Annotated in this window: 26 protein-coding genes; 24 read left to right on the top strand and 2 right to left on the bottom strand. The window is 52.7% G+C overall.

Annotation, left to right across the window (positions count from 1 at the left end; genetic code table 11):
* Positions 1 to 73 precede the first annotated feature (73 nt).
* From argH to ACN06F_RS17725, 7 genes are read left to right on the top strand one after another with little or no spacing between them, the layout of a single operon-like run.
* Positions 74 to 1,477 (top strand): argininosuccinate lyase, encoded by a 1,404-nt coding sequence (gene argH / locus ACN06F_RS17755; RefSeq protein ID WP_198348765.1) that lies wholly within the window; start codon positions 74 to 76, stop codon positions 1,475 to 1,477.
* Positions 1,474 to 1,605, top strand: coding sequence for an LPS translocon maturation chaperone LptM (gene lptM, locus ACN06F_RS17750; RefSeq protein ID WP_084183632.1), 132 nt, complete (start codon positions 1,474 to 1,476; stop codon positions 1,603 to 1,605). Before argH ends, lptM begins: the two co-directional genes overlap by 4 nt.
* Entirely contained in the window at positions 1,605 to 2,876 is a 1,272-nt protein-coding gene (gene lysA / locus ACN06F_RS17745; protein ID WP_038479602.1) for a diaminopimelate decarboxylase, read from the top strand. Before lptM ends, lysA begins: the two co-directional genes overlap by 1 nt.
* Positions 2,876 to 3,709, top strand: coding sequence for a diaminopimelate epimerase (gene dapF / locus ACN06F_RS17740; protein ID WP_038479600.1), 834 nt, complete (start codon positions 2,876 to 2,878; stop codon positions 3,707 to 3,709). The genes lysA and dapF overlap by 1 nt, the downstream gene beginning before the upstream one ends.
* Before the next feature lie 16 nt (positions 3,710 to 3,725).
* The gene (locus tag ACN06F_RS17735; protein ID WP_433924435.1) at positions 3,726 to 4,436 is read left to right on the top strand and encodes a DUF484 family protein; all 711 of its coding nucleotides are present in this window, start codon (positions 3,726 to 3,728) and stop codon (positions 4,434 to 4,436) included.
* Positions 4,429 to 5,337: a tyrosine recombinase XerC gene (locus ACN06F_RS17730; protein WP_038479594.1), complete on the top strand. Its 909-nt coding sequence runs from the start codon at positions 4,429 to 4,431 to the stop codon at positions 5,335 to 5,337. The genes ACN06F_RS17735 and ACN06F_RS17730 overlap by 8 nt, the downstream gene beginning before the upstream one ends.
* A 2-nt stretch (positions 5,338 to 5,339) precedes the next feature.
* A complete protein-coding gene (locus ACN06F_RS17725) occupies positions 5,340 to 6,077 on the top strand; it encodes an HAD family hydrolase (protein WP_038479591.1) in 738 nt (245 codons plus the stop codon).
* An 85-nt stretch (positions 6,078 to 6,162) separates the two neighbouring features.
* Here the strand turns inward: ACN06F_RS17725 and yihA are convergent, their stop codons facing one another.
* Positions 6,163 to 6,798 (bottom strand): ribosome biogenesis GTP-binding protein YihA/YsxC, encoded by a 636-nt coding sequence (gene yihA / locus ACN06F_RS17720; RefSeq protein WP_038479588.1) that lies wholly within the window; start codon positions 6,796 to 6,798, stop codon positions 6,163 to 6,165.
* A 310-nt stretch (positions 6,799 to 7,108) separates the two neighbouring features.
* Here yihA and ACN06F_RS17715 point away from each other — a divergent pair, with 310 nt between their 5' ends.
* From ACN06F_RS17715 to dtd, 10 genes are all read left to right on the top strand, one after another.
* Positions 7,109 to 7,738: a c-type cytochrome gene (locus tag ACN06F_RS17715; RefSeq protein WP_433924434.1), complete on the top strand. Its 630-nt coding sequence runs from the start codon at positions 7,109 to 7,111 to the stop codon at positions 7,736 to 7,738.
* Between the two features lie 105 nt (positions 7,739 to 7,843).
* Positions 7,844 to 8,476: a thiol:disulfide interchange protein DsbA/DsbL gene (locus ACN06F_RS17710; protein ID WP_038479582.1), complete on the top strand. Its 633-nt coding sequence runs from the start codon at positions 7,844 to 7,846 to the stop codon at positions 8,474 to 8,476.
* 2 nt (positions 8,477 to 8,478) lie between these two features.
* A complete protein-coding gene (locus ACN06F_RS17705; protein WP_038479579.1) occupies positions 8,479 to 9,309 on the top strand; it encodes an endonuclease/exonuclease/phosphatase family protein in 831 nt (276 codons plus the stop codon).
* A 101-nt stretch (positions 9,310 to 9,410) separates the two neighbouring features.
* Positions 9,411 to 9,971, top strand: a complete 561-nt coding sequence (locus ACN06F_RS17700) for a TRAP transporter small permease subunit (protein WP_038479576.1) — start codon at positions 9,411 to 9,413, stop codon at positions 9,969 to 9,971.
* Positions 9,971 to 11,374 (top strand): TRAP transporter large permease, encoded by a 1,404-nt coding sequence (locus ACN06F_RS17695; protein ID WP_198348768.1) that lies wholly within the window; start codon positions 9,971 to 9,973, stop codon positions 11,372 to 11,374. The genes ACN06F_RS17700 and ACN06F_RS17695 overlap by 1 nt, the downstream gene beginning before the upstream one ends.
* A gap of 185 nt (positions 11,375 to 11,559) precedes the next feature.
* Positions 11,560 to 12,669 carry a TRAP transporter substrate-binding protein gene (locus ACN06F_RS17690; protein ID WP_433924433.1) on the top strand — a complete coding sequence of 370 codons (1,110 nt, stop codon included), beginning with the start codon at positions 11,560 to 11,562 and terminating at the stop codon, positions 12,667 to 12,669.
* 157 nt (positions 12,670 to 12,826) lie between these two features.
* Complete coding sequence (gene thiD / locus ACN06F_RS17685) at positions 12,827 to 13,657, top strand: bifunctional hydroxymethylpyrimidine kinase/phosphomethylpyrimidine kinase (protein WP_253486311.1); 831 nt, start codon at positions 12,827 to 12,829, stop codon at positions 13,655 to 13,657.
* Positions 13,658 to 13,814: 157 nt separating this feature from the next.
* Positions 13,815 to 14,660 (top strand): universal stress protein, encoded by an 846-nt coding sequence (locus ACN06F_RS17680; protein ID WP_038479567.1) that lies wholly within the window; start codon positions 13,815 to 13,817, stop codon positions 14,658 to 14,660.
* Between the two features lie 70 nt (positions 14,661 to 14,730).
* Positions 14,731 to 15,312, top strand: a complete 582-nt coding sequence (locus ACN06F_RS17675; RefSeq protein ID WP_038479564.1) for a chalcone isomerase family protein — start codon at positions 14,731 to 14,733, stop codon at positions 15,310 to 15,312.
* A 78-nt stretch (positions 15,313 to 15,390) separates the two neighbouring features.
* Positions 15,391 to 15,828: a D-aminoacyl-tRNA deacylase gene (gene dtd, locus ACN06F_RS17670; RefSeq protein WP_038479561.1), complete on the top strand. Its 438-nt coding sequence runs from the start codon at positions 15,391 to 15,393 to the stop codon at positions 15,826 to 15,828.
* 49 nt (positions 15,829 to 15,877) lie between these two features.
* On the opposite strand, the gene ACN06F_RS17665 is transcribed toward dtd, so the two are convergent.
* Complete coding sequence (locus ACN06F_RS17665) at positions 15,878 to 17,824, bottom strand: ATP-binding cassette domain-containing protein (RefSeq protein WP_038479559.1); 1,947 nt, start codon at positions 17,822 to 17,824, stop codon at positions 15,878 to 15,880.
* Between the two features lie 29 nt (positions 17,825 to 17,853).
* Between ACN06F_RS17665 and ACN06F_RS17660 the strand changes: the two genes are divergently transcribed.
* The 7 genes from ACN06F_RS17660 to ACN06F_RS17630 all read left to right on the top strand — a co-directional run bounded on the left by ACN06F_RS17660 (position 17,854) and on the right by ACN06F_RS17630 (position 24,218).
* Positions 17,854 to 18,426 carry a TIGR02444 family protein gene (locus ACN06F_RS17660; RefSeq protein WP_253486308.1) on the top strand — a complete coding sequence of 191 codons (573 nt, stop codon included), beginning with the start codon at positions 17,854 to 17,856 and terminating at the stop codon, positions 18,424 to 18,426.
* A gap of 227 nt (positions 18,427 to 18,653) precedes the next feature.
* Entirely contained in the window at positions 18,654 to 19,700 is a 1,047-nt protein-coding gene (gene dctP / locus ACN06F_RS17655; protein ID WP_038479553.1) for a TRAP transporter substrate-binding protein, read from the top strand.
* A gap of 296 nt (positions 19,701 to 19,996) precedes the next feature.
* The gene (locus ACN06F_RS17650; protein WP_038479550.1) at positions 19,997 to 20,575 is read left to right on the top strand and encodes a TRAP transporter small permease; all 579 of its coding nucleotides are present in this window, start codon (positions 19,997 to 19,999) and stop codon (positions 20,573 to 20,575) included.
* Positions 20,576 to 20,603: 28 nt separating this feature from the next.
* Positions 20,604 to 21,887: a TRAP transporter large permease gene (locus ACN06F_RS17645; RefSeq protein ID WP_038479547.1), complete on the top strand. Its 1,284-nt coding sequence runs from the start codon at positions 20,604 to 20,606 to the stop codon at positions 21,885 to 21,887.
* A gap of 21 nt (positions 21,888 to 21,908) precedes the next feature.
* Complete coding sequence (locus tag ACN06F_RS17640; protein ID WP_009723217.1) at positions 21,909 to 22,352, top strand: universal stress protein; 444 nt, start codon at positions 21,909 to 21,911, stop codon at positions 22,350 to 22,352.
* Between the two features lie 135 nt (positions 22,353 to 22,487).
* On the top strand, positions 22,488 to 23,168 hold the full coding sequence (locus tag ACN06F_RS17635; protein ID WP_038479544.1) for an FKBP-type peptidyl-prolyl cis-trans isomerase: 681 nt from the start codon (positions 22,488 to 22,490) through the stop codon (positions 23,166 to 23,168).
* Positions 23,169 to 24,218, top strand: coding sequence for a PHB depolymerase family esterase (locus ACN06F_RS17630; protein WP_271911432.1), 1,050 nt, complete (start codon positions 23,169 to 23,171; stop codon positions 24,216 to 24,218).
* Positions 24,219 to 24,261 lie beyond the last annotated feature (43 nt).

Here is a 24,261-nt window from a genome sequence, read left to right as displayed (position 1 = left end):
TGGTACACTTTCTGATAACGATTACTTTAGTTTTTAACGACTCCTTCAGTTTTGTCAGCAGGATATGTCTCCGATGAGCCAAGCTACGAACCAGTCTTGGGGCGGTCGCTTTAGCGAGCCCACCGATGCTTTTGTCGCACGCTTCACCGCGTCTGTGACTTTCGACCAACGCCTGGCGCGCCAGGATATTCAGGGCTCGATTGCCCACGCCACCATGCTAGCGCGAGTCGGTGTACTGACCGATGAAGAGCGTGACACCATTATCAATGGTCTCACCGAGATTCAGGGTGAAATCGAGCGAGGCGAGTTTAACTGGTCGATTCCGCTTGAAGATGTACACATGAATATCGAAGCGCGGTTGACCGACAAAATTGGTATTACCGGCAAAAAATTGCACACCGGCCGCTCACGTAACGACCAAGTAGCGACCGATATTCGCTTGTTCATGCGTGATGAGATCGATGTGATCGAAGCGGAGCTGGTGCGTCTGCGTGAAGGCATGATTGAGCTTGCTGATCGTGAAGCCGATACTATTATGCCCGGCTTCACTCATTTGCAAACGGCGCAGCCGGTGACCTTTGGCCACCATCTATTGGCATGGCAAGAGATGCTAACCCGTGACCACGAGCGCTTACTGGACTGCCGCAAGCGGGTGAACGTGATGCCCCTTGGCGCCGCGGCGCTAGCGGGTACCACGTACCCCATCGATCGCCATGTCACTGCTGAATTACTCGGCTTTGATCGCCCGGCAGAAAACTCGCTGGACGCCGTCTCTGATCGTGACTTCGCTATCGAATTCACCAGCTTTGCCAGCATTCTGCTAATGCATCTATCGCGGATGAGTGAAGAGCTGGTGCTATGGACCAGCGCCCAGTTTAACTTTATCGACCTGCCTGACCGCTTCTGCACCGGATCTTCGATTATGCCGCAGAAGAAAAACCCTGATGTTCCCGAACTGGTTCGCGGTAAAACGGGCCGTGTGTATGGTCATTTAATGGCGCTGTTAACGCTGATGAAGTCTCAGCCCCTGGCCTACAACAAAGACAACCAGGAAGACAAAGAACCGCTGTTTGATGCCGTTGATACCGTGCGCGACTGCTTAAAAGCCTTTGCTGACATGGTGCCTGCTATCGAGCCGAAAAAAGACAGCATGTATGAAGCCGCACGACGTGGGTTCTCAACCGCCACGGACCTTGCTGATTACTTGGTTCGCAAGGGCGTCGCCTTCCGCGATGCCCATGAAATTGTCGGTCAATCGGTGGCTTACGGTTTGAAGACTAAGAAAGATCTGTCTGAAATGACCCTTGAAGAGCTGCAGCAGTTCTCTGCCACGATTGAGCAGGATGTGTTTGAGGTGCTTACATTAGAAGGCTCTGTGGCCGCCCGTAACCATATCGGTGGCACCGCGCCTGACCAGGTGCGCGCCGCTGCCAGCCGTGCCCGCGAGGCGTTAGCCGCGCTTAAAGGTGATGCATGAAACGCTGTGTTACCACCTTGAGCGCGGTACTGCTGATTGCGCTGCTATTAGTGGGTTGCGGTCAGAAAGGGCCGCTCTATTTACCTGATGAAGACACCCATGGTTCGGCTGCCGAGCAGGAGGGGTAATGGATCACTTTAACTACCGCGATGGCGTGCTTTATGCCGAAGACGTCCCGCTTACCCAGGTCGCCGCTGAGCTGGGCACGCCCTGTTATGTTTATTCGAAAGCGACGTTAGAACGCCATTTTCGTGCTTATACCGAAGCCCTGGGGGGACATCCCCATTTAATTTGTTATGCGGTGAAAGCTAACTCTAATTTGGCAGTATTGGGTTTGCTTGCTCGCTTGGGCGCTGGGTTTGATATTGTTTCGATTGGTGAGCTTGAGCGCGTGCTGAAAGCGGGTGGTGATCCGAAAAAAGTCGTGTTTTCAGGCGTTGCCAAGCAGCCTCATGAAATGGCCCGTGCGCTAGACGTTGGCATTAAGTGCTTCAATGTTGAATCCCGTCCCGAGCTTGAGCGATTAAACGCTGTTGCGGCGGAACTGGGTAAGGTGGCACCGGTATCGCTGCGGGTAAACCCGGATGTGGATGCTGGCACTCATCCCTATATTTCCACTGGGCTGAAAGACAACAAGTTCGGTATTCCAGTCGACGAAGCGCTGGATGTTTACACGCTGGCTGACAGCTTACCCAACTTGCGTGTCACCGGACTAGACTGCCATATTGGCTCTCAGCTCACTGAAACGGCACCATTTTTAGATGCTCTTGAGCGGCTGTTAATGTTGATGGAGCGGTTGCGTGAGCGCGGCATCGAGATTGATCATTTAGATTTAGGTGGCGGGTTAGGTGTCCCTTATCGTGACGAAAAGCCACCTCAGCCGTTTGATTATGCGAGCCAATTGCTGGCACGCCTTTCTCGCTGGGAGGGCGGTGAAGCGCTTACTTTGCTATTTGAGCCGGGCCGCTCTATTGCCGCTAACGCAGGTTTAATGCTGACCCGCGTAGAGTTCTTAAAGCCCGGCGAAACCAAAAATTTCGCGATTGTTGATGCCGCCATGAATGACCTGATCCGCCCTGCGTTGTACCAGGCATGGCAGGCGATTGTGCCGGTGGATACCCGCCAGCAGCGTGAGCGTGCGGTCTATGATGTGGTCGGTCCGGTCTGTGAAACCGGCGATTTCCTCGGTAAAGAGCGCGATCTGGCAATTGCTGAGGGCGATTTACTGGCCGTTCGATCAGCCGGTGCTTACGGCTTTGTGATGGCGTCAAATTACAATAGCCGTCCACGCCCTCCGGAAGTGATGGTCGATGGTAGCCGCTATCATGTGGTCCGCGCTCGGGAAAGCCTGGAAAGCCTGTGGGCCGGTGAAGCTCTGCTGCCGGAAGGGGAGCGCTGATGCTGTTGCACTTCACCAAAATGCATGGTCTGGGTAATGATTTTATGGTGGTGGATCTGGTGACTCAGCGAGCGCGTCTGCGTGATGAGCAGATTCGTCAACTAGCAGACCGGCGCTTTGGCATTGGCTTCGACCAATTATTGGTGGTTGAGCCGCCCCGTGACCCAGAGATGGACTTTCGCTACCGTATTTTTAATGCGGATGGCAGCGAAGTTGAAAATTGCGGCAATGGCGCGCGCTGCTTTGCACGTTTTGTTCGCGATCAGCGCCTGACACATAAGCATGAAATTCATGTGGAAACTGCCGGTGGGCCACTAGTACTTAATGTTCAGCACGACGGTATGGTGCGTGTCGATATGGGGAGACCGCGCTTTAATCCCGCCACGTTGCCGTTTGAGGCACCGGGGGATCAACCCTTACACGCCGTTGAGGTCGACGGTGATACGCTGGAGCTGGGAGTTGTCTCTATGGGCAATCCCCATGCCGTGCTGCAGGTGGAAAGTGTTGATAGTGCACCGGTTGAGCATCTTGGTCCATTGCTTGAGTCTCACCCTCGCTTTCCGAAGCGGGTGAATGTGGGATTTATGCAGGTTGTGTCGCCCAGCGAAATTCGCCTGCGAGTGTATGAGCGTGGTAGCGGCGAGACGCTTGCTTGTGGCACCGGCGCCTGCGCTGCTGTGGCTAGTGGTATTCGCCAGGGGTTATTGAAAAGCCCGGTCACCGTTCACTTGCCGGGTGGTCAGTTAAGCATTGAGTGGCCCGATCCCGAAGCGCCGTTGGTGATGGTGGGCCCTGCTACACGCGTCTTTGACGGTCGTGTCACACTCAACTAATTCGAGGAGAACGGCGATGTCTCAAGCCCCCGAGCCGCGCAAAACGCTCGACCCTGATCAAGTGGCGTTTTGGCTGGCCCGTCATCCCGATTTTTTTGTTGGTCGTGAAGGCTTGCTGCAGCAACTTAAGGTACCGCACCCCCACATTGATGGGGTGGTATCGCTGCTAGAGCGCTTGGTAATCGATTTACGTCAGCGTGCTGAAACAGCAGAGGGGCGGCTTGAGCATCTTCTAGAAACAGCGCGGCATAATGAAGCCCAATACCGTCGACTGCGTGAGACGCTACTCAGTCTGGTGGGAGCAGAAGATCGTGATGCCTTGGCCCAAGCGCTCGCTGTTCAGTTAAGCGAGCACTTTCAAACGCCGGCAATGGCGCTATGGTGCCCATCCTCATTGAGTGACAATGAGCCGACGCCGCCTCAACCGCCACGCCACGTGTTGGACCAGCATGCCAGCGCTCGTTTGGCTGCGCTGCTAGATGGGCGCACCAGCCGTTGTGCCAAGCTCAGCGTTAGCGACTGGAAATGTCTGTTGCCGCATACTAAAGCACCCCGGCGCGCGGGTTCCTGCGCCATTTCGCGTCTTTCGGCGGGCGAGCAACTGGGGTATTTGCTGCTCGCAAGTCCTGACCCCGACTGTTACCGCGCCAGTATGGATACGCTGTTTACAGAGTATCTGAGCGATATCGTGGCACGGCTACTGCTTCGCCTAGAACACCATGGATAGCCCAAGCTCATTAACAACGCAGGTCGAGGCGTATTTACGTAAGCTTGCGACCCACGCAAGCCCTGCCACCGTGGCTGCGTATCGTCAGGATTTAACCGCCCTGCAGCATTTTTCTGAGCAACGTGGCGTCACCGAGGCAGCGACGTTAGACACTACATTTCTACGCGCCTTTTTGGGGGCGGAGCGCAGTCGCGGCCTCGCGCCGAGAAGTTTAGCCCGCCGTCGCGCTGCACTATCACGTTTTGCTGACTATCTTGTGCAGCAGCACGTGCTTGCCGACAACCCTGTGGGGTTACTACGCACGCCAAAGCAGCCAAGCCACTTGCCCAGACCGCTTGATGTGGATGCACTCGCACGCTTTTTAGACACGCCTCACGACGGCACACCGCTGGCAATACGTGACCAAGCCATGCTCGAGTTGTTTTACTCCAGCGGCCTACGCTTAGCGGAACTTGCTGCGCTGGATTTGGGGCACTTAAATGCTCATCATGTGCGGGTGATGGGGAAGGGCAGTAAGCCCCGGCAAGTGCCCGTTGGTCAGCGAGCGGATCAAGCGATTAAGGCGTGGTTGTCGTGTCGGCCTGAACTGGCAGCAACGGGCGAAATGGCGTTATTTGTTGGTCAACGTGGGCAACGTCTGGGACACCGTGGTATTCAAAAGCGCTTGGCGCAACTTTCTATTGTGCGTGGTTTGCCTGAACACCTTCATCCCCATCGCCTGCGTCACTCGTTTGCAAGTCATTTATTGGAGTCCAGCCAAGATCTGCGGGCGGTGCAGGAACTGCTAGGCCACGCTAATTTATCGACTACCCAAGTCTACACCCGCCTGGATTGGCAGCACTTGGCCGAAAGCTATGATGCTGCTCACCCCCGCGCAAAACGCCGCCCGACACGGAGTTAACCATGGCTTCTTTGCAAGCGATTACGTTTGATCTTGACGATACGCTATGGGACAACCAAGGCGTGATGTTAAAAACGGAAGAGGGTCACTATCGTTGGCTAATTGAAGCGCTGGCAACGTGGCGCAAAGCACGCCATGAAGCGCCATTAGCGCTAAGTTACCAGCAGGGGCTGGCTGATTATCTGGAGCGCCGCCAAGAGTGGGCCAAGCGGGTGCCAGAACGGCGTGGTGATTTTACCTGGCTGCGTTTGCGGGCGTTAGAAGCACAGTTGGAAGCCCAAGGCTTAGCACGTAGCAGTGCGTTGCTATGGGCTGCCGCTGCTATGAATGAGTTTCATCGCTTGCGGGTACAAGTAACGCCGCACCCCGAAGCCGCGGGGCTATTAACCGCGTTGAGCGAGCGTTATCAACTAGCCGCTATTACCAATGGCAATATTCACCTTAAGCGTCAGCCGTTAGCAGCGTACTTTCCAGTCGCTATTGCTGCAGGCGAATTACTGGCACCAAAACCAGATCCTAAGCCGTTTCTCACCGCCCTGGAGCGTCTGAATGTTGTGCCACACCAGGCCATGCATGTAGGTGACTCTTGGCAAGAGGACGTACTACCCGCACAGCAGTTGGGCATGCACGCCGTATGGATTGCCGCACAAGGCGACCAAACCTTGCCAGCACGCACCCACCGCATTGCCCACGTGAAAGAATTGCCCGAGCTGATCGAGTGGTTGGAGCGACGCTCGTGAAAAAGTGGCTTATTTAAGAAGACTGAGTTTGTTTGGCAAGATTCCGTTTAATGGTGAAAGCTTGGCTTGTTCGGCGATCCTTGGTTTACTCAGGGGTATGCAGCCACTGGTCGAGCTTTTGAGAAAGCGTATCTACACCATCGCGCTTGAGCGATGAGAAGAGCTGAACGGAGACTAAGTCTTCCCACTCTTTAAGACGAGAGCGGACTTTTTGCAGCGCGGCACTAGCAGGGCCTTTTTTTAATTTGTCGGACTTAGTAAGCAGAATGTGCACAGGCATTTCGCGCTCATCTGCATAGTTGAGCATCATTTGGTCGAACTCGGTTAGCGGGTGGCGCACGTCCATTAGCAGTACAAGGCCACGTAGGCTAAAGCGGCCACGCAGATAGTCAGACAGGTGCTGCTGCCACTCTAGTTTTACCGCTTCAGGCACTTTGGCGTAGCCGTAGCCGGGCAAGTCGACTAAGCGACGCGATTCGTCGTTCATGACGCTGAAAAAGTTGATCAATTGAGTGCGGCCTGGCGTACGCGAGGTGCGGGCAAGGGCATTTTGTTGAGTAAGTGCGTTAATCGCGCTTGATTTACCCGCATTTGAGCGCCCAGCAAACGCGACTTCTGCGCCGGTATCGTCTGGACACAGAGCAAGTGTTGGTGCGCTAATCATAAAACGCGCTGTGGGGTAGTTCAGTCGAGCGACTGGGTGATCATTGGCAGTAGACATGGTGTTAATCCTGAAAAACAGACGTATAAGACGGCCCGTTTCACCACGTTAACGTGAGTAAATGACGGTACCGCGACGAATTACCCCAAAAGCAGACCTGGACTTGCATTCCCGCCGCTAGGGTGATTCGTTATAATGCAAGCGGTTTATAACTGCGACCTGGGGCGCTAGTGTACCATCGCGCTCTAGCCAGCAGCGACCAACACGGCATGTTGTTCGTTTTGGCGGAGCTGACCCTGGTAAAGTGCTGAACCTGGGCAGCGCCCGGGATGCGTACCAGTCAATAATCAAACGGCATAGTGGAATAGCAATGAGAAAGTTACTGGCAAGCCTGGCAATTACCATGGGTGCCGTTGGCACCGTGCACGCTCAAACCGACCACCAAGCTGACGCGGATGCGGCGGCAGGTCGTGAACTGGCTCAAACCTGTGCGGCCTGTCATGGTCAGCAAGGTATCAGCGCAGTGGGTACCTTCCCTAATTTGGCAGGGCAGCAGATGTCCTATCTGGCCAAGCAAATCATGGATATTCGCGACGGCAACCGCTTGGTTCCCACCATGGCTGGTCAAGTCGATGCATTCTCTGATCAAGACGCTTGGGATGTTGCGGCTCACTTTGCAGGCCAAAACGCCAATCTTGGCCAAACTAACGATGAAGACTCAGAGTTTTTAGCACGCGGTGAAGAGCTGTACCGGGCGGGTGATATGTCCAAAGGTATTCCTGCTTGCAGTGCTTGTCATACACCTGCGGGGGCTGGTATTGGCAGCGCGGTATATCCAGCGCTTTCAGGTCAGCACGCAGAGTATACGGTGTCCACGTTGCAAGACTTTGCTTCCGGTGAGCGTGCTAACAGCCCGAACAACATCATGGGTGATATCGCTTCCAAAATGAGCGATAACGATATGGAAGCTGTAGCGAATTACCTGTTAGGCTTGAACTAGTCGTAGCTAATCAAGGTTCCCTATCTCGCTGGTAATTAAAGAGATAGGGAACCTCTATGCATGCTCGGCAGTCACAGTCTCGCTCATTCTTGGAGAATTTTCGCTATGTTGAAAACGTTAATGGTCGCGATTGCTGGCTTAGGTTTATCTGCGGCAGTAAGTGCTCAGGAGTTGGTAGAGGGTCAGCACTACACACTGCTTGAGTCGCCAGTGGAGACACAGGTCGACGAAGGGCAGATTGAAGTGACCGAAGCGTTTTGGTTTGGTTGCCCGCATTGCTATCGGCTGCAAACACCAGTAAATGAGTGGTACGAAACACTTGAAGACGACGTTAGCATTGTGCATATGCCGGCTACCATGGGTGGTGCCTGGAATACCCACGCGACGGCATTTTATGCAGCAGAATCTCTAGGTATCGAAGATGAACTGCACGCTGATTTCTTTGAGGCCATTCATGAAGATGGTCGCTCACTGACAGATGAGGATGAAATCGCCGAGTTTTTCTCTAATTACGGTGTCAGTGAAGAAGAAGCTAAGCAGGCGTTGAAGGCGTTTGGCGTTCGTAGCGAAGTCAATAAAGCCAACAGCCGCATGCGTGAAATGCGCCTGATGGGTGTGCCAGCGCTAATTGTTGATGGCCGCTACGTTGTGTCGCCAAGCACGGCGGGTAGCTTGGAAAATATGCCGCAAATTGCGGATGCGCTTGTCGAGCGCGTGCGTAACGAGCGTGCACAATAACGGTGTTAAAGCATGGTCACGCAGGTGGGCAAGTAGGCTCGTCTGCGTTGTCTTTGGTTGAACGTGGCCATATCCGCTTACTGACGTTTAATTTGCAGGTAGGTATTCAAACGTCAGCGTATCACCACTACCTCACGCGGAGTTGGCAGCATGTTTTGCCTCACCCTCAACGTCTGGAACGCTTGGCGCAAATGGGTAATGTGCTAGAGCCATTTGATGTGGTGGGCCTGCAAGAGGTTGATGGCGGTAGTTTTCGTTCCGGTCGCGTAAACCAAGTTGAATACCTTGCCGCTAAAGCACGCTTTCCCCACTACTTTCAGCAGCTAAATCGTAATTTAGGGCAGTTTGCTCAGCACAGTAATGGGCTATTGTCACGTATCGTGCCTAGCCACATCGAAGAGCATCGTCTGCCAGGGATGTTGCCAGGGCGTGGTGCAATTCACGCACGCTATGGTGAGGGGCCAGATGCACTGCATATCTTTGTCGCCCACTTGGCGCTGAGTCAGCGCGGGCGTGTGCGTCAGCTGAATTACTTAAGCAATATTATTGAGCCGCTGCGCCATGTGGTGGTCATGGGTGATTTAAACTGTACGCCTGACCAGCTTCATGCTCATGAACGTTTTAGTACCTCGTTGCCACTTCACCCGGTTAAGCCGCTGCTTAGCTATCCATCCTGGCAGCCCCGGCGCGCCCTGGATCACATCCTGCTTTCCCAGACACTTGAAGTCGCAGATGTCCATGTACTGGACCATCTGTTTTCTGACCATTTACCGATTGCTGTCGATTTACCGTTACCTCCAGCCTGCCTAGCGGCGATTCGCCAAAGCGTTTAATAATAAGCTTGCTAGGCAGTTTATGGGCGCTGCATTGTCTGCGTATATGCGCTATTGTCTGGGGCGCTGACCCCCTTAGTCGTTTTACGCGAGACACTTCCATGTCAGATACAACACAACTACCTGCGTTTATCGCTGCGCTGGACCGCGCTTCGGAGTGGTTCGGACGTAGCCTTGCGTGGCTGATCATCATTATGATGTTGATTCAGTTCGCGATTGTACTGCTTCGTTATATTTTCAGCGTTAACAGTATTTTTATGCAAGAACTGGTGATGTACATGCACGCCAGTGTCTTTATGCTCGCTGCGGCCTACACCTTTCGCCACGATGGCCATGTGCGTGTCGATATCTTCTACCGTGGAATGACGCCCCGTCGCCAAGCGATGGTTAACATCGTGGGTATTATCACGCTGTTGATGCCTGTGATGGCTTTTGTCATTGCTTCCAGTTTAGGCTACGTTGCTAACTCCTGGCGTATTATGGAAACCTCCTCCGATTATGGTGGCATTCCAGCCGTCTTTGCACTGAAAACGTTAATACCGCTCTTTGCCGCGCTGATGATCGTACAAGGCATCATTGAAGTGGTGCGCAACGGCTACGTATTTACTGGCCGGATACCCCCATCTGTTGGTGATGATAACCACCTTGAGGAGCGCGTTTAATGTTGGAATTTATGCCGCTTATTTTATTTGCCACCATCTGTATCGTACTGATGTTCGGCTTCCCGGTGGCGCTTTCGTTAGCGGGCACCGCGCTGTTGTTTGCAGGAATGGGCCTAGGCCTTGAGACCATCGGCGTCGACGCCAATTTCGACAGTGGTTATCTCGCCGCGTTGCCCAACCGGCTTTACGGCATTATGACCAATCAAACGTTATTGGCAGTGCCATTATTTGTCTTAATGGGCGTTTTATTGGAGAAGTCCAAAGTAGCTGAAACATTGCTTGATGCGATGGCGCTGCTGTTTGGTGCCATGCGTGGCGGTTTAGGTATTTCAGTGACATTGGTAGGTATGTTGATGGCAGCATCTACCGGCATTGTGGGGGCCACCGTGGTTACCATGGGGCTGATGTCGCTACCTACCATGCTAAAGCGCGGTTATAGCACCTCGCTGGCGACCGGCACCATTTGTGCGACCGGTACGCTTGGCCAGATCATCCCGCCCTCCATTGCATTGGTACTGCTTGGCGATGTGCTTTCGTCCGCTTACCAGCAGGCACAGCTCTCGATGGGTATTTTCAGCCCTAAAACGGTCTCTGTGGGTGATCTGTTTATGGGAGCGCTGGTGCCTGGGTTACTCCTGGTCGTTATGTACATGATTTACGTGGCTCTGGTAGCGTGGTTTCGCCCGCAAATGGCCCCAGCTGCAGACCGTGAAGAGCTAATGGCGGAGCTTGGTCACACTTCAGGCCTGGGGATGCTGCTGTTGAAAGGCTTAGTGCCGCCTGTGGTGCTAATTGTGGCGGTGCTTGGCTCGATTTTAAGCGGTTTTGCAACGCCTACCGAAGCGTCGGCTGTCGGTGCCTTTGGTGCCCTGGTGCTGGCGCTGGCTTATCGTCAACTGGATTGGGCAACGCTGAAAGACGTGCTGCGTTCAACTACCCATGTGACGACCATGGTATTTATGATTTTGATTGGTGCGGCGCTGTTTTCGTTGGTCTTCCGGGCCTACGGCGGCGAGCATATGGTCACCGACTTGTTCGAAGGTATGCCCGGTGGAGTGGTGGGGGCGACCATTATCGTGATGCTGGTCATCTTCCTACTTGGCTTTATTCTCGACTTTATCGAAATCACGTTTGTGGTGGTGCCCATCGTTGGGCCGATTCTGCTGGCCATGGGGCTTGACCCAATTTGGCTGGGCATCATGATCGCTATTAACCTGCAAACGTCATTCTTAACTCCGCCGTTTGGCTTTGCGCTGTTTTATCTGCGCGGCGTAGCGCCACCCTCGGTGCCGACCTCGGCAATTTACCGTGGGGTTATCCCGTTTATCCTGATGCAGCTTGGCATGCTGCTGATGCTAACGTTTTTCCCCCAACTAGCTACATGGCTACCTACTCAATTTTAGGCTACGTCTTTTTGATTAGTGCCAAGTTGAAAACTATCGTGACTATCAACGCAACTAAGTGGCAACCTTAATCAAAAGCAGCCAAGCTGCATAAACGAACGGCTTGTAACAAACCGCCTAGCCAATTGGGCTAGGCGGACTCCTCCTACCTATAACAGTAATAATAGAAGCAAGAGGGTTAATATATGAAAGCCAACGCTTTACCTGTCGCCGTTGCGATGACAGCCGCTCTATCCACTAGTTTGCTGGTAGTTTCAAGTTTTGATAATCAGGCCCAAGCACAAGAAAACTTCCGCTGGAAAATGGTCACTTCCTGGCCAAAAAATTTCCCAGGTGTAGGGCAGGGGCCCGAGCGGCTCGCGCAACTGGTGGAAGAGATGTCCGATGGTCGCCTGACCATTGAAGTATTTGGTGCTGGCCAGTTGGTACCTGGGTTTGAAGTCTTTGATGCTGTGTCTGACGGCACTGCTGAGCTTGGCCACTCTGCTTCTTATTACTGGAAGGGCAAAGCCCCTGAAGCACAGTTCTTCGCTGCCGTGCCGTTTGGCATGAACGCACAGGAAATGAATGCCTGGCTGCATTTTGGCGGTGGCATGGAGTTGTGGAACGAAGTTTACGAGCCTTTTGGTGTGGATGTCATGGTGGCGGGTGCTTCTGGCGTTCAAATGGGGGGCTGGTATAACAAGGAAATCAATTCGATTGAAGACCTTGATGGTCTGAAAATGCGCATGCCAGGTCTAGGTGGTGAAGTGATGAGCCGTATGGGCGTTGCCATTGTGAACATGCCTGGCGGCGAAATCTTCACATCACTTCAGTCAGGTGCCATTGATGCGACCGAATGGATTGGCCCCTATAATGATTTAGCTTTCGGTCTGCATCAGGCTGCCGATTATTACTACTATCCTGGCTGGCACGAGCCGACGGTGATGTTTGAAACCATTGTCAACGAAGAAGCCTTAGCCGAATTGCCCGCTGATTTACAGGCTATTTTGACGACCGCAGTGCGCGATATTAATGCGAATGTGCTTGATGAGTACACCGCGCGTAATAACGATGCGTTGGAGACGTTGGTCAACGAGCATGAGGTTGAACTGCGCCGTATTCCTGACGACGTGTTGGCTCAGGCCCGTGAGCATTCAGAAGACGTTATTGCTGAATTGGCTGAATCAAGCGAGCTGGGTACACGGATTTATGACTCCTATCGTACCTTCCAGGATAAAGTCGAAAACTACCATGCGATTTCTGAACAGGCGTACTACAACGCACGGAATCCAGATGGAGACACAACGCAGTAGCGGCTCAATAGCGATGTAACTATGCTATTAGCATTCTGCTCCCGTTGAACACACAATGGCCGCCTAAGGGGCGGCCATTGTTTTAGTTAAGAAGCCCCTATTGAGCGCTGTACTTGGGTATTCTAGAGCGCTACTGAACCGTTAAGTAAGGAGCCCCATGTCCAACGATTCTCGCCTTCGCAATGTACTTACCATCGCAGGATCTGACCCCTCGGGTGGCGCTGGCTTGCAGGGTGATCTGAAAACTTTTTCGGCGCTGGGTGTCTACGGCACCAATGTCATCACTGCTGTCATCGCCCAAAATACCTGTGGTGTGGCTTCCGTTTATCCGGTTTCGCCTCACGCTATTCGCGAGCAGCTAGAAAACCTGATAAATGATGTGGCATTAGATGCCGTTAAAATTGGCATGGTCGCCAGCCGTGAGGTTGCCGAGGTAATCGCTGAAGTCTTGCGGCAAAACCGTCCCCGCTGGATCGTACTGGACCCGGTAATGGTGGCCAAAAGCGGTGATATTCTGGTCGATGACGCAGGCATTCGTGCTGTGCGCGATATATTGGTACCGTTGGCTGACGTAATTACGCCCAATTTGCCTGAAGCGGCTGTGCTCTTAGACGCCGAGTCACCGAATTCGCTGGATGACATGGAAGCGATGCTGCCAGCGCTGGTGGAGTTGGGCGCGCCTTATGTGGTGCTGAAAGGTGGGCACCTACGCGGAGATACCTGTCCTGACTTACTGGCAACCCCGGACGGCCACACATGGCTTCCTGCCTCGCGTATTGACACTGACAACCTGCACGGCACGGGCTGTGCTCTCTCGTCTGCGATCACTGCGTGTCTAGCAAAACTACCCGCCGATGCGGCGCCAAATGCGCCTAAGCAAGCGATTGGTGAAGCCAAGTTGTGGCTACATGCTGCATTAGAAGCGAGCACGCGGCTAAGTGTCGGTCATGGGCGTGGGCCGGTGCACCACTTTCATGCGTGGTGGTGATGTAAATGACCTAGCGCCATAAACGTGCAGAGTAGCGGTGGAAAAAGTAAGTCACACCTTGCGGTATGCACAAACGGACACCATGCTGAAAGGTGCCCGCTTGATCGTCCAAAGTGCCTACTGACGGTGCCGACTTGATCGGCCAAGGAGTTGCGCCATGTCTCGCACGCTGCTGTTCGCTACGGACCTTTCTCAGGATAACCGCGCTGCGTTTGCCCGCGCTCTTCGGCTGGCCTATGCCCAAGGGGCGCAGCTCGACATTCTTCACGTCCTTGACCCTTACTTGCCCCACCGTGTTCTTCACGACGTTGAAAGCGCGGTTAACGAAGATATCAGTGCCACATTGACCGACCTGCGCGAAGATTACGCGCTGGAAGCGCCTTCGTTGCTTATTCAAACCGTTGTGGGGGCGCCTCATGTTGAAATTGTGCGAGAAGCCCACGAACGCAATGCCTCGTTAATTATTATGGGCATGCACCGTAAGCGCGGACAGAAAGATCTCCTTTTGGGAACCACCGTGATGCGTGTGCTGAGAAGTGCGCCCTGCCCAGTGGTGGTCGCCTCTTATCTACCAACTCAGCCTTGGCAACATATCCTGGTGCCGATCGACTTTTCGCTGACTGCTCGTCAAACGCTCAGGGAGGCGCTCATTCGCTTTCCAGAAGCTAAGTTGACGCTCCTACATGCCTGGAGCTTGCCTGGAGAGCGTGAGTTGGGCTCCCAGGCTAATTTTGCCCAGTGGAGAGACCATGAAGTAGAACGCTTACGTAGGACGCTGGATAACGAGATTGAGAGTTTAATGCGCGATCTTGATGGCGTCCCTGATGTTGAGTTAGTGCTCGAGCCAGGGCAACCTTGTGATGTGCTTCAAGATTACATGAAGCGACACTCTCCAGATTTGGTGATTATTGGAAGCCGTGGCCAGCCCCAGCACACCAGCCAAGTGACTGAAATGCTGTTAGGCGAACCTCACTGCGACCTCATGCTATGTCGCTCCTGGTAGTTGTTGTACGGAACCTTTATTTTTGTTTTGTGTATGTATAGTTAGTGTTCCGAAAAATAGAGGTTTCGCTATGCTATATGTACACAAACACCCTTTAATGCTGGGCACGCTGCTGTCAGTCGGTACACTTTTATTGGCACCCAGTGTGCTGGCAGATAGTGTGACTGAACGAGGAGAGCGCTTTGAGCGCGTCGTGGAAATTAACGGTCAGCACTACGCGTTAATGGGTAGTGGTGTGTTCCGCTATATGATCTGGACCGCCTATGCAGGGGCTTACTACCAGCTTGAGGGAGAAACTGAGCCGCTGCCATTGAGCGATGTCCCTCGTCGCCTTGAGTTAGCTTATTTTCATGACATTGAGGCGGCTGATTTTGCTGAAGCGACTGAGAAAACGCTAAAAGAGTCGCTGACACTCTATGAGTTTAGCCAGATTGAGGAGGACCTAGAGCGGCTGAATCAGCGCTATCGTGCTGTAGTGCCTGGTGATCGCTATCTACTCAGCTGGGATGGAGAGTCGCTGCAGCTCGCCCTGAATGGCGATGTGGTATTTGAAGATGACAGTGCTGAATTCGCCAGCGCTATGTTTGGTATTTGGTTGGGCGAGCGCCCTCTAAGCGATGATTTTCGCGATGCGCTACTGGGCCAGGGTTAATTCAAATAAGGGTTTTGTCTGACGCCTGTGCCAGCGAGTACACTGTATTTTCTTTGGGACACATCGCAAGAGGCAAGTGTGAAGGCACTGATTCAGCGGGTAAAAAACGCCAGCGTGACGGTCGAAGGTAAGATGGTAGGGGCCATTGACCATGGTCTCCTGGCTTTAGTGGGCGTTGAAAAGGGCGACAGTGAGGCTGATGCTGAAAAACTACTGCATAAGCTGCTGCACTATCGCGTTTTCAGTGACCAAGAAGGCAAAATGAATCATAACCTTCAACAGGCTAACGGAGGCTTACTGCTGGTATCTCAGTTTACGTTGGCCGCTGATACTCGCAAAGGTTTGCGCCCCAGCTTCTCTAGCGCTGCACCACCTGCTGAAGGCGAGCGCCTGTTTGACTATTTGGTGGCTAAGACATCCGCTGCCTGGCCCAACGTTGCAACCGGCCAATTTGGCGCTGATATGCAAGTGGCGTTAATTAACGATGGGCCGGTAACGTTCATGCTTGAAAGCTAGTTTACTTAATTTGACTAGATTAAAGCAGCCAGTATTAGTCAGCGCAGGGCTAGGCGTCTTCGCTGGCTAATAGCTCTGCTTCCATTGTTTCCAGCGCTTCCTCGGCGGCGAGCCACTGCTGCTCGGCGGTGTCCAAGCGGCTTTTGATTTTCGCCTGTTGGGCAAGTGCTTCGGTCAGTTCTGCTTTACGAGCGCTGTCGGTATAAAGTGTCGGGTCAGCCAAAATAGCTTCTACTTCTTCAAGCGCCTGCTGAGTTTTCTCCAGAGTTTTTTCAGCTTGATCACGCTCTTTTTTCAGTGGTCGCAGTTTCTCGCGCAGCTCCGCCGCTGCTTTGCGAGCGGCTTTTCGGTCACCGCTAGGCTGCTGACTTTGGCGTTCGCTTTTTTCGCTACGCGCATCGCGTCTGCCCTCTTCCAAACGCGCCTTTAACCATGCTCGATAGTCATCGAGATCGCCATCAAAGGGTTCAACACGATGGTCTGCTACCCGCCAGAATTCATCAACCGTGGCACGCAATAAATGCCGGTCGTGAGACACAAGAATGACCGTGCCCTCAAAACTTGCCAGCGCCTCGGTGAGCGCCTCGCGCATTTCCAAGTCCAAGTGGTTGGTTGGCTCATCGAGCAGCAGCAGGTTGGGTTTCTGCCAGGCGACCAGCGCGAGCGCCAAGCGCGCTTTTTCACCGCCGGAGTAAGTGCCAACTTCGCCAAAGGCGTCATCGCCCTTAAAGCCAAAGCCACCTAGGAAATTGCGAATTTCCTGGTCACTCGCCTTGGGAGAGAGCCGTTGCACATGTACAAACGGCGTCGTCGTCACGTCCAAGCTTTCCAGCTGGTGCTGGGCAAAATAGCCAATGGCTAAATGCTCACCTGGCACGCGCTTGCCCTCTAGCAGCGCAAGTTCACCGGTCAGTGATTTAATCAGTGTCGATTTGCCCGCGCCGTTGGGGCCTAACAGGCCGATGCGACTACCGGGTAATAACGTAATGTTGACCTTCTCTAACTGCGCGACATCGCCTGTTTCGCTGCGATAGCCGAGGGTCGCTTGGTCAAGCACGAGCAGCGGATGTGAGGTCTTATCTGCGGCAGGCAGCGTGAAGTGAAAAGGCGAATCCGTATGAGCAACAGCAATATCCCCCATACGCTCCAGCATTTTTACACGACTTTGCGCCTGCTTTGCTTTGGTTGCCTGGGCGCGAAAGCGCGCTATAAAGCGCTCAATTTCTTCGCGGCGAGCCTGCTGTTTGGCTGCTTCTGCTTGCTGTAGAGCGAGTTTTTCAGCCCGCGTGCGCTCAAAGCGAGAGTAGTTGCCGCGGTAAAGCTCGAGCGTTTGATGATGCATATGCACAATGTGATCACACACGGCATCCAGAAAGTCGCGGTCATGAGAAATCAGCAGTAATGTGCCAGGGTAGCGGGTTAGCCACTGTTCTAGCCAAAGTAGGGCATCGAGATCCAGGTGGTTAGTCGGCTCATCAAGCAGTAATAAGTCGGAAGGCATAAACAGCGTGCGGGCTAGGTTCACCCGCATACGCCAGCCACCGGAGAAGTCTGACAAAGGCCGCTTAAGATCCGCTTGCACAAACCCGAGCCCCACTAACAGCTGTGATGCCCGCGATTCTGCCGTGTAGCCATCCAGGGTTTCGATAAGCCCATGTAGCTCGGCTTCCCGATGTGCATCGTCTGCTTTGCGCGCGGCCAGTAGATCAGCCTCCGCTTGTCGCAGCGCATAATCGCCATCCAGCACGTACTCCACAATGGGGCGATCCAGCGCTTCAACTTCCTGGGCCATGTGGGCTATCCGCTGGCCGCCGCTCATCTCGACGTCGCCCTGGTCGGGGCCGAGCTCGCCTAGCAGAAGTTTGAATAAGCTCGACTTACCGGCGCCGTTTGCCCCGATAATGCCTGCCTTTATACCGCTGTGGAGCGTAAGGTCAGCGTTATCGAGTAGCGTTTGTGTACCCCGTTGCAGGGCGACTTGGCGCAGTGCGATCATGCATTCTCCCGAAAAAAGTGGGTAAATCAATGTTCGATTCTAACCGATTCCAGCGCTTACAGCAGGCTCCACTATGGGATTTTGCGCTGACATTTTATGCCCAGCCTGGAGTCGAGCAAGCATGCCTTGTTCTGCAAGATAGTGCAGGGGTGGATGTGTGTGAGCTTCTAGTGCATAGCTGGCTCTACCACTACGGTCTTCAGGTAACGCCTGGTGCGCTGTCAATGGAGCGCAAAGCGCGTGAGTGTTGGCAGCAATCGGTCACCGCTGTTTTGCGGCAGTTGCGTCGTGATCTTAAGCCCCAAGCAGCAGAAAGTGAGGGCATTGCCCAGTTGCGAAAGACACTTCAGCAGGCCGAACTTCAAGCTGAGCGTGAGAACCTTCAACGCTGGCAGCACTGGATATTGCAAACGTCTGAACTTAACCAGCGGTTAACAAACTGCGCTATAAGTAAGCAAGATGTCGCACAATGGCTGCAAAGTAAGCTGTTTTCTGATGGCCTTGCGTTTGATCAAGTAGTTGTGTCACCCGAGCGCGAGAACGTCAGAGAGGCGATTGCTATACTTGCGGAACGGCTTGACCGCTACGATCGACCGCGCTAGCCTGAAATTAAGCTATTTTTGAATAACGCGTGTTTTAAGGTTGTTATTGCTTGTGTAACTGTTTCTAAACGTATTCAAAAAGATAGGCTTTATGAATGATGATTTTATAAATAGTTACTCTAAAGTCACTGGCAACTAACAGAGCGTTTAAGAGCGACACGCATTATACAAAAATTAAATATTAGCGCACTCGCATAGCGCGCTTACCACTGCTAGGGGAACTCTGCATGAAGGCAAGCAAGTTAATTTCGACTCGTTCAGTAACGACTAAGTTAATGACGACGGCGAGCGTTGGTGCACTACTATTTGGTCTCAGCGCAGCTGCTCAAGCAGATAACTGGCGTTACGCCCACGAAGAGTACGAAGGCGATGTCCAAGATGTGTTTGCTTACGCATTCAAAGACTATATTGAAGAGAATTCCGATCACAGCGTTCAGGTTTACCGTTTTGGTGAGTTAGGTGAATCTGATGACATCATGGAGCAGACCCAAAACGGCATTCTTCAGTTTGTAAACCAGTCGCCTGGTTTCACGGGTTCTCTTATCCCAGAAGCGCAAATCTTCTTTATCCCTTACCTGCTACCAACAGATGAAGAAACCGTCCTGACTTTCTTTGATGAGAGTAAGGCCATCAACGAGATGTTCCCTGAGCTCTACGCTGAACAAGGCCTTGAGCTACTGAAGATGTACCCTGAAGGTGAAATGGTCGTTACCACCGACGAGCCGATCAGCTCGCCGGAAGATATGAATAACAAGAAAATTCGTACCATGACGAATCCATTGCTTTCAGAAACGTATGATGCCTTTGGTGCAACACCGACGCCGCTGCCGTGGGGCGAAGTATATGGTGGCCTGCAAACCGGCATTATCGATGGTCAAGAAAATCCGATTTTCTGGATCGAGTCTGGCGGTTTATATGAAGTATCACCGCACCTTACCTTCACAGGCCATGGCTGGTTCACTACCGCCATGATGGCTAACCAAGACTTCTATGAAGGCTTGTCCGATGAAGACAAAGAGCTAGTGCAGGAAGCGTCTGCTGCTGCCTATGATCACACAATCGAGCACATTAAAGGGCTAGCCGACGAGGCATTAGCTAAAATCCAGGAAGCTTCGGATGAAGTCACTGTGACACGTTTGGATGAAGAACAAATCCAAGCTTTCCGTGACCGTGCTCCTCAGGTTGAAGAAGCCTTTTTAGAAATGACGGGTGATAAAGGTGCTGAGCTGCTGGAGCAGTTTAAAGCTGATCTCGAAGCCGTAACTAACGAATAATTTACCGTTTAGTGCACTTGTTTTGAACGGTAAATCACCTAGGGGGCAGCCAGCGCTGCCCTTTTTTTATTTTTATACGCTCACCCGGTGCTGATAGCCATCTAACAAAAAAAAGCTCGTTACCTTGCGTAAAACACAGAAAAATTTACGTACATCCAGCGTTGAAGCGGAAAGAGTTATTAACCGTTACGCTACAAAATGAGTAAGGCTGGACACGCTCCGTTCGGTGGTCAGTGAAAGAAGAGGCACTAGGTTTTTAATCGTTAGCTGCCACGCTGCATAAGAGGAGATCGGCCATGACCGAAGAAGAATCCGAAAAGAATTACAGCTCTGGTTTGCCCGGCATACTAGGCGTGATCGACACTGCAATTAGCAAAATCGAGTCAGTCATACTGGCGATGGGGGTTTTGCTAATGGCGCTGAATACGGTCACTAATGTTATTGCCCGCTTTGTATTTGGCAATAGCATTATGTTTTCAGGGGAATTAAACCGTATTTTGATCATTATGATTACCTTTGCGGGTATCGGCTACGCTGCTCGACACGGTCGTCATATTCGTATGTCAGCCATCTACGATGCCTTGCCTGTCGGGGGGCGCAAGGTATTGATGATAGGTATTTCGTTCTTTACCTCCCTCGTCATGTTTTTCCTGCTGTACTACTCCGTGGTGTACATCCTCGATCTCCAAAGCAAAGGTCGCGTGTTGCCGTCACTCGGGCTACCTATTTGGATCATTTATATCTGGGTACCGATGGGCTTTCTCATTACGGGCATTCAGTACCTGTTAACGGCAATTAAAAACCTTACCTCTCGGGATGTATATCTCTCGACAGGGGTAGTTGACGGTTACAAAGACACCGAAACAGAAGTGTAAAGCAGGGCTTGCACTCTAGGGGAACGCTATGACGACGATAATGGTAGTCACCATGATTGCCCTGCTACTGCTGGGCTTTCCTATGATGATCCCGCTGATTACGGCAGCGGTGATCGGTTTTTATATGATGTTTAACGGCTTCGGCCAAATGGATACGCTGATTCAACAGATGATGGCGGGTATTCGGCCTGCTTCGCTGATTGCGGTGCCAATGTTTATATTGGCGGCAGATGTAATGACACGAGGTCAGTCGGCCAATCGCTTAATTGATATGGTGATGTCCTTTATAGGTCATATCAAAGGCGGTCTTGCGGTCAGTACGGCGGCCTCCTGTACGCTGTTTGGCGCGGTTTCTGGTTCTACTCAGGCAACCGTAGTAGCAGTGGGCTCACCGCTGCGACCCAAGATGCTAAAAGCGGGCTATTCTGATCCCTTTACGCTGGCACTTATCATCAACGCGAGTGATATTGCCTTTTTGATACCCCCAAGTATTGGCATGATCATCTATGGGGTTATTTCAGGAACATCCATTGGCGAGCTGTTTATTGCGGGTATTGGGCCAGGGCTTCTGATCCTGTTTATGTTTTCAGTTTATTGCATCGTTTACGCTGTGGTAAAAGGCGTGCCTACCGAACCCCGCGCTAGCTGGAAAGAGCGTGCTGTAGCTGTGCAAAAAGCACTGTGGCCGCTAGGCTTTCCAGTCATTATCGTTGGCGGTATCTACGGAGGCATTTTTAGCCCGACAGAAGCCGCTGCAGCTTGTGTGCTATATGCCGTATTGCTTGAGTTTGTGGTATTCCGTTCGCTCAAAATGAACGATATTTATGCGATTGCTAAATCCACCGGCTTGATTACCGCAGTGGTGTTTATATTGGTCGCTGTTGGTAATGGGTTCTCCTGGATAATTTCGTTCGCGCAGATTCCACAAATGATTTTGGAAGCGGTAGGCGTCAATGAAGCTGGGCCGACAGGCGTACTGATTGCAATCTGTATCTCTTTCTTTGTCGCTTGTATGTTTGTTGACCCGATTGTGGTCATTTTGGTGCTTACGCCAATTTTTGCTCCGGCAATTGCGGCGACCGGTCTGGATCCTGTTCTGGTAGGTATTTTGATTACGCTGCAGGTAGCCATAGGTTCGGCGACCCCACCCTTTGGCTGCGATATATTTACCGCGATTGCGATCTTTAAGCGGCCTTACTGGGAAGTCATCAAAGGCACACCGCCCTTTATCTTTATGCTGATTTTAGCGGCGGCGCTGCTGATCATGTTCCCGCAAATTGCGCTGTTCTTGCGTGATGTTGCCTTCCGCTAAGCAGTCACAAGGAGAACGCGGATGTTTAATCGCATTTTAATTCCCGTAGATGGCTCGAAAGGGGCGATTAAGGCGCTCGATAAAGCGGTTGGCCTGCATATGCTTACCGGTGCAGAGCTTTATTTGCTGTGTGTCTTTAAGCACCACAGCTTATTGGAAGCATCGCTTTCCATGGTGCGGCCGAATAAACTTGATTTGCCCGATGATGCACTGAAAGAGTACGCCACGGAAATTGCAGTCCACGCCAAGTCCTATGCCATAGAGATGGGGGCGGACAGCGCGCGAATAAGGGCGTTTGTGAAAGGCGGCCGCCCCTCACGAACCATTGTGCGCTTTGCCCGAAAGAGGGAGTGCGATTTAATCGTGATTGGCGCTCAAGGAACCAACGGTGAGAAAAACCTGCTGTTGGGTAGTGTCTCCCAGCGTGTGGCGGGTGCGGCACACTGTCCCACATTGGTCGTTTAAGACACCAAACTACTGAACTTAATAGCGGTCTTACTAACACCCGTTTTCTCAGGTAATGCAGCTTGAGGTGGCGGGTGTTAGTCTTTGAGCTACTCAAACATTTGGCGCGTTGCGCCGTTGGATAAGGTTTTTTACATGAAAGCATTGTTTTCTTCCACCGCCTTGGCGAGTTTGTTACTGGTTGCTCCGTTCGCGGCAGCGGCTCCTGAAACCGACGAACAGCGCCTTGCTTATAGCTTAGGTGTCACTCTAGGCGAGAGCATGCAGGCTGATATTGAAGACCTCGATCTAGATACATTTACGGACGGTATGCGCGATGTCTTTGATGGCAAAGAGTTGGCGTTAAGCGAGGAAGAAATGATGGAGGCGCTGGTCGCTTTCCAAGAGCGTTCTATGGCAGAGCGCGAGCAAGAAGCCGCTGAAATTGCCCAGCTTAATCTAGAGGAAGGTCAAGCTTACTTAGCGGAAAACGCTGAGCGTGAAGAAGTTGAAGTGACTGAGTCTGGCTTGCAGTATGAAGTGCTTGAGTCCGGTGACGGCGCAACTCCTGGCGCTGAAGACACCGTTGAAGTGAACTATGAAGGCATGCTGTTGGACGGCACCGTATTCGACAGTTCCTTTGAGCGTGGTCAGCCGGTGAGTTTCCAGGTAAATCAAGTCATTGAAGGTTGGCAGGAAGCGCTTCAACTGATGAGCGTTGGCGACAGCTGGATGCTATATATCCCTGCTGAGCTGGCTTATGGTGAAGGCGGCCAAGGCCCTATTGGTCCAAATGAAATGCTGACGTTCCGTGTTGAACTGTTAGGCGTCGAGTAAATGACACGTCCCGCCGCTTCTACATCTTGTTTTTTGGGTGCGCTGTTACTGCTGGGCAGCACGGCTGTTCACGCTGAAGCAGATGCCGTGCCTGGTGATTTACCTGCACTAAGCGCAGCGAGCGATCACGCGAGCGTGGTAGGTGTCTCTTCTGGCGGTTACATGGCCGCACAGTTGGCGGTTGCTTGGCCTGAGCGCTTTAGTGGTGTGGGTGTATTAGCGGCGGGCCCTTGGAGCTGTGCCCAGGGCGCGCTCAGTTTGGCCCTTAACCAGTGCATGAGCACCCGCCGTGGGTTGCCTTCCTTGGATGAGCTGGACCGTCGGCGCGAGCGTTACGAGTCGCTTGAGCAGGTGGGGGAGCGCGACGCATTAAGCCAGCTGCGTGCCTATGTATGGCACGGTGATGAAGATGACACGGTTTCTCCAGAGCTGGGGAGTTTGTTAGCAGAGCAGTGGCAGCGCTGGCTGGCATCTTCAGAACAGCTGCGTTTCGTGCGCAGTGAGCACACAGGCCATGGCTGGCCCATCAAACTGCCGAAGCAGGCCAACGCTAGCCCCCAGGCACTTGGCGACTGTCGCCAGGGCGGTGGTAGCCATGTGCTTGCCTGTGATGAGAACGTGGCTGGCGATATGCTCTCATGGCTTTACCCTGAGCGTGAGGCTAATGCTAGCGAGGGCGAAGTGATGGCCTTTGATCAGTCGGAGTTCGCGGTTAAAGGCTTGGCTGATGTGGGGTATCTGTTTATTCCTGAGGCGTGTGAGGCGGGAGGGTGTCCTGTCACAATAGCCTTGCATGGTTGTCAAATGAGCGTTGATGCCATTGGCGATACGTTTGTACGCCACAGTGGTTTGAACCGTTGGGCAGCAGACCATGGTCAAGTGGTGCTATACCCGCAGGCGGAAAGCAGTATGGCTAATCCTCAGGGGTGCTGGGATTGGTGGGGCTTTGCCGAAAGTACTTGGCAGCTCAACCCGCTGCACGACACGCGTGATGGCACTCAAGCCAGAGCGCTAATGGCGATGCTTGAACACCTACAAAGCACGCCTTAATTCCAAGTACATCCTAAATCCAGATACTTCGTCGTGTATTTTG

Source organism: Vreelandella sp. 21 (genome assembly GCF_050995515.1).
In the GTDB taxonomy this organism is placed as follows: Bacteria; Pseudomonadota; Gammaproteobacteria; order Pseudomonadales; family Halomonadaceae; genus Vreelandella; species Vreelandella alkaliphila.
This window is presented reverse-complemented; position numbering and strand designations above follow the sequence as displayed.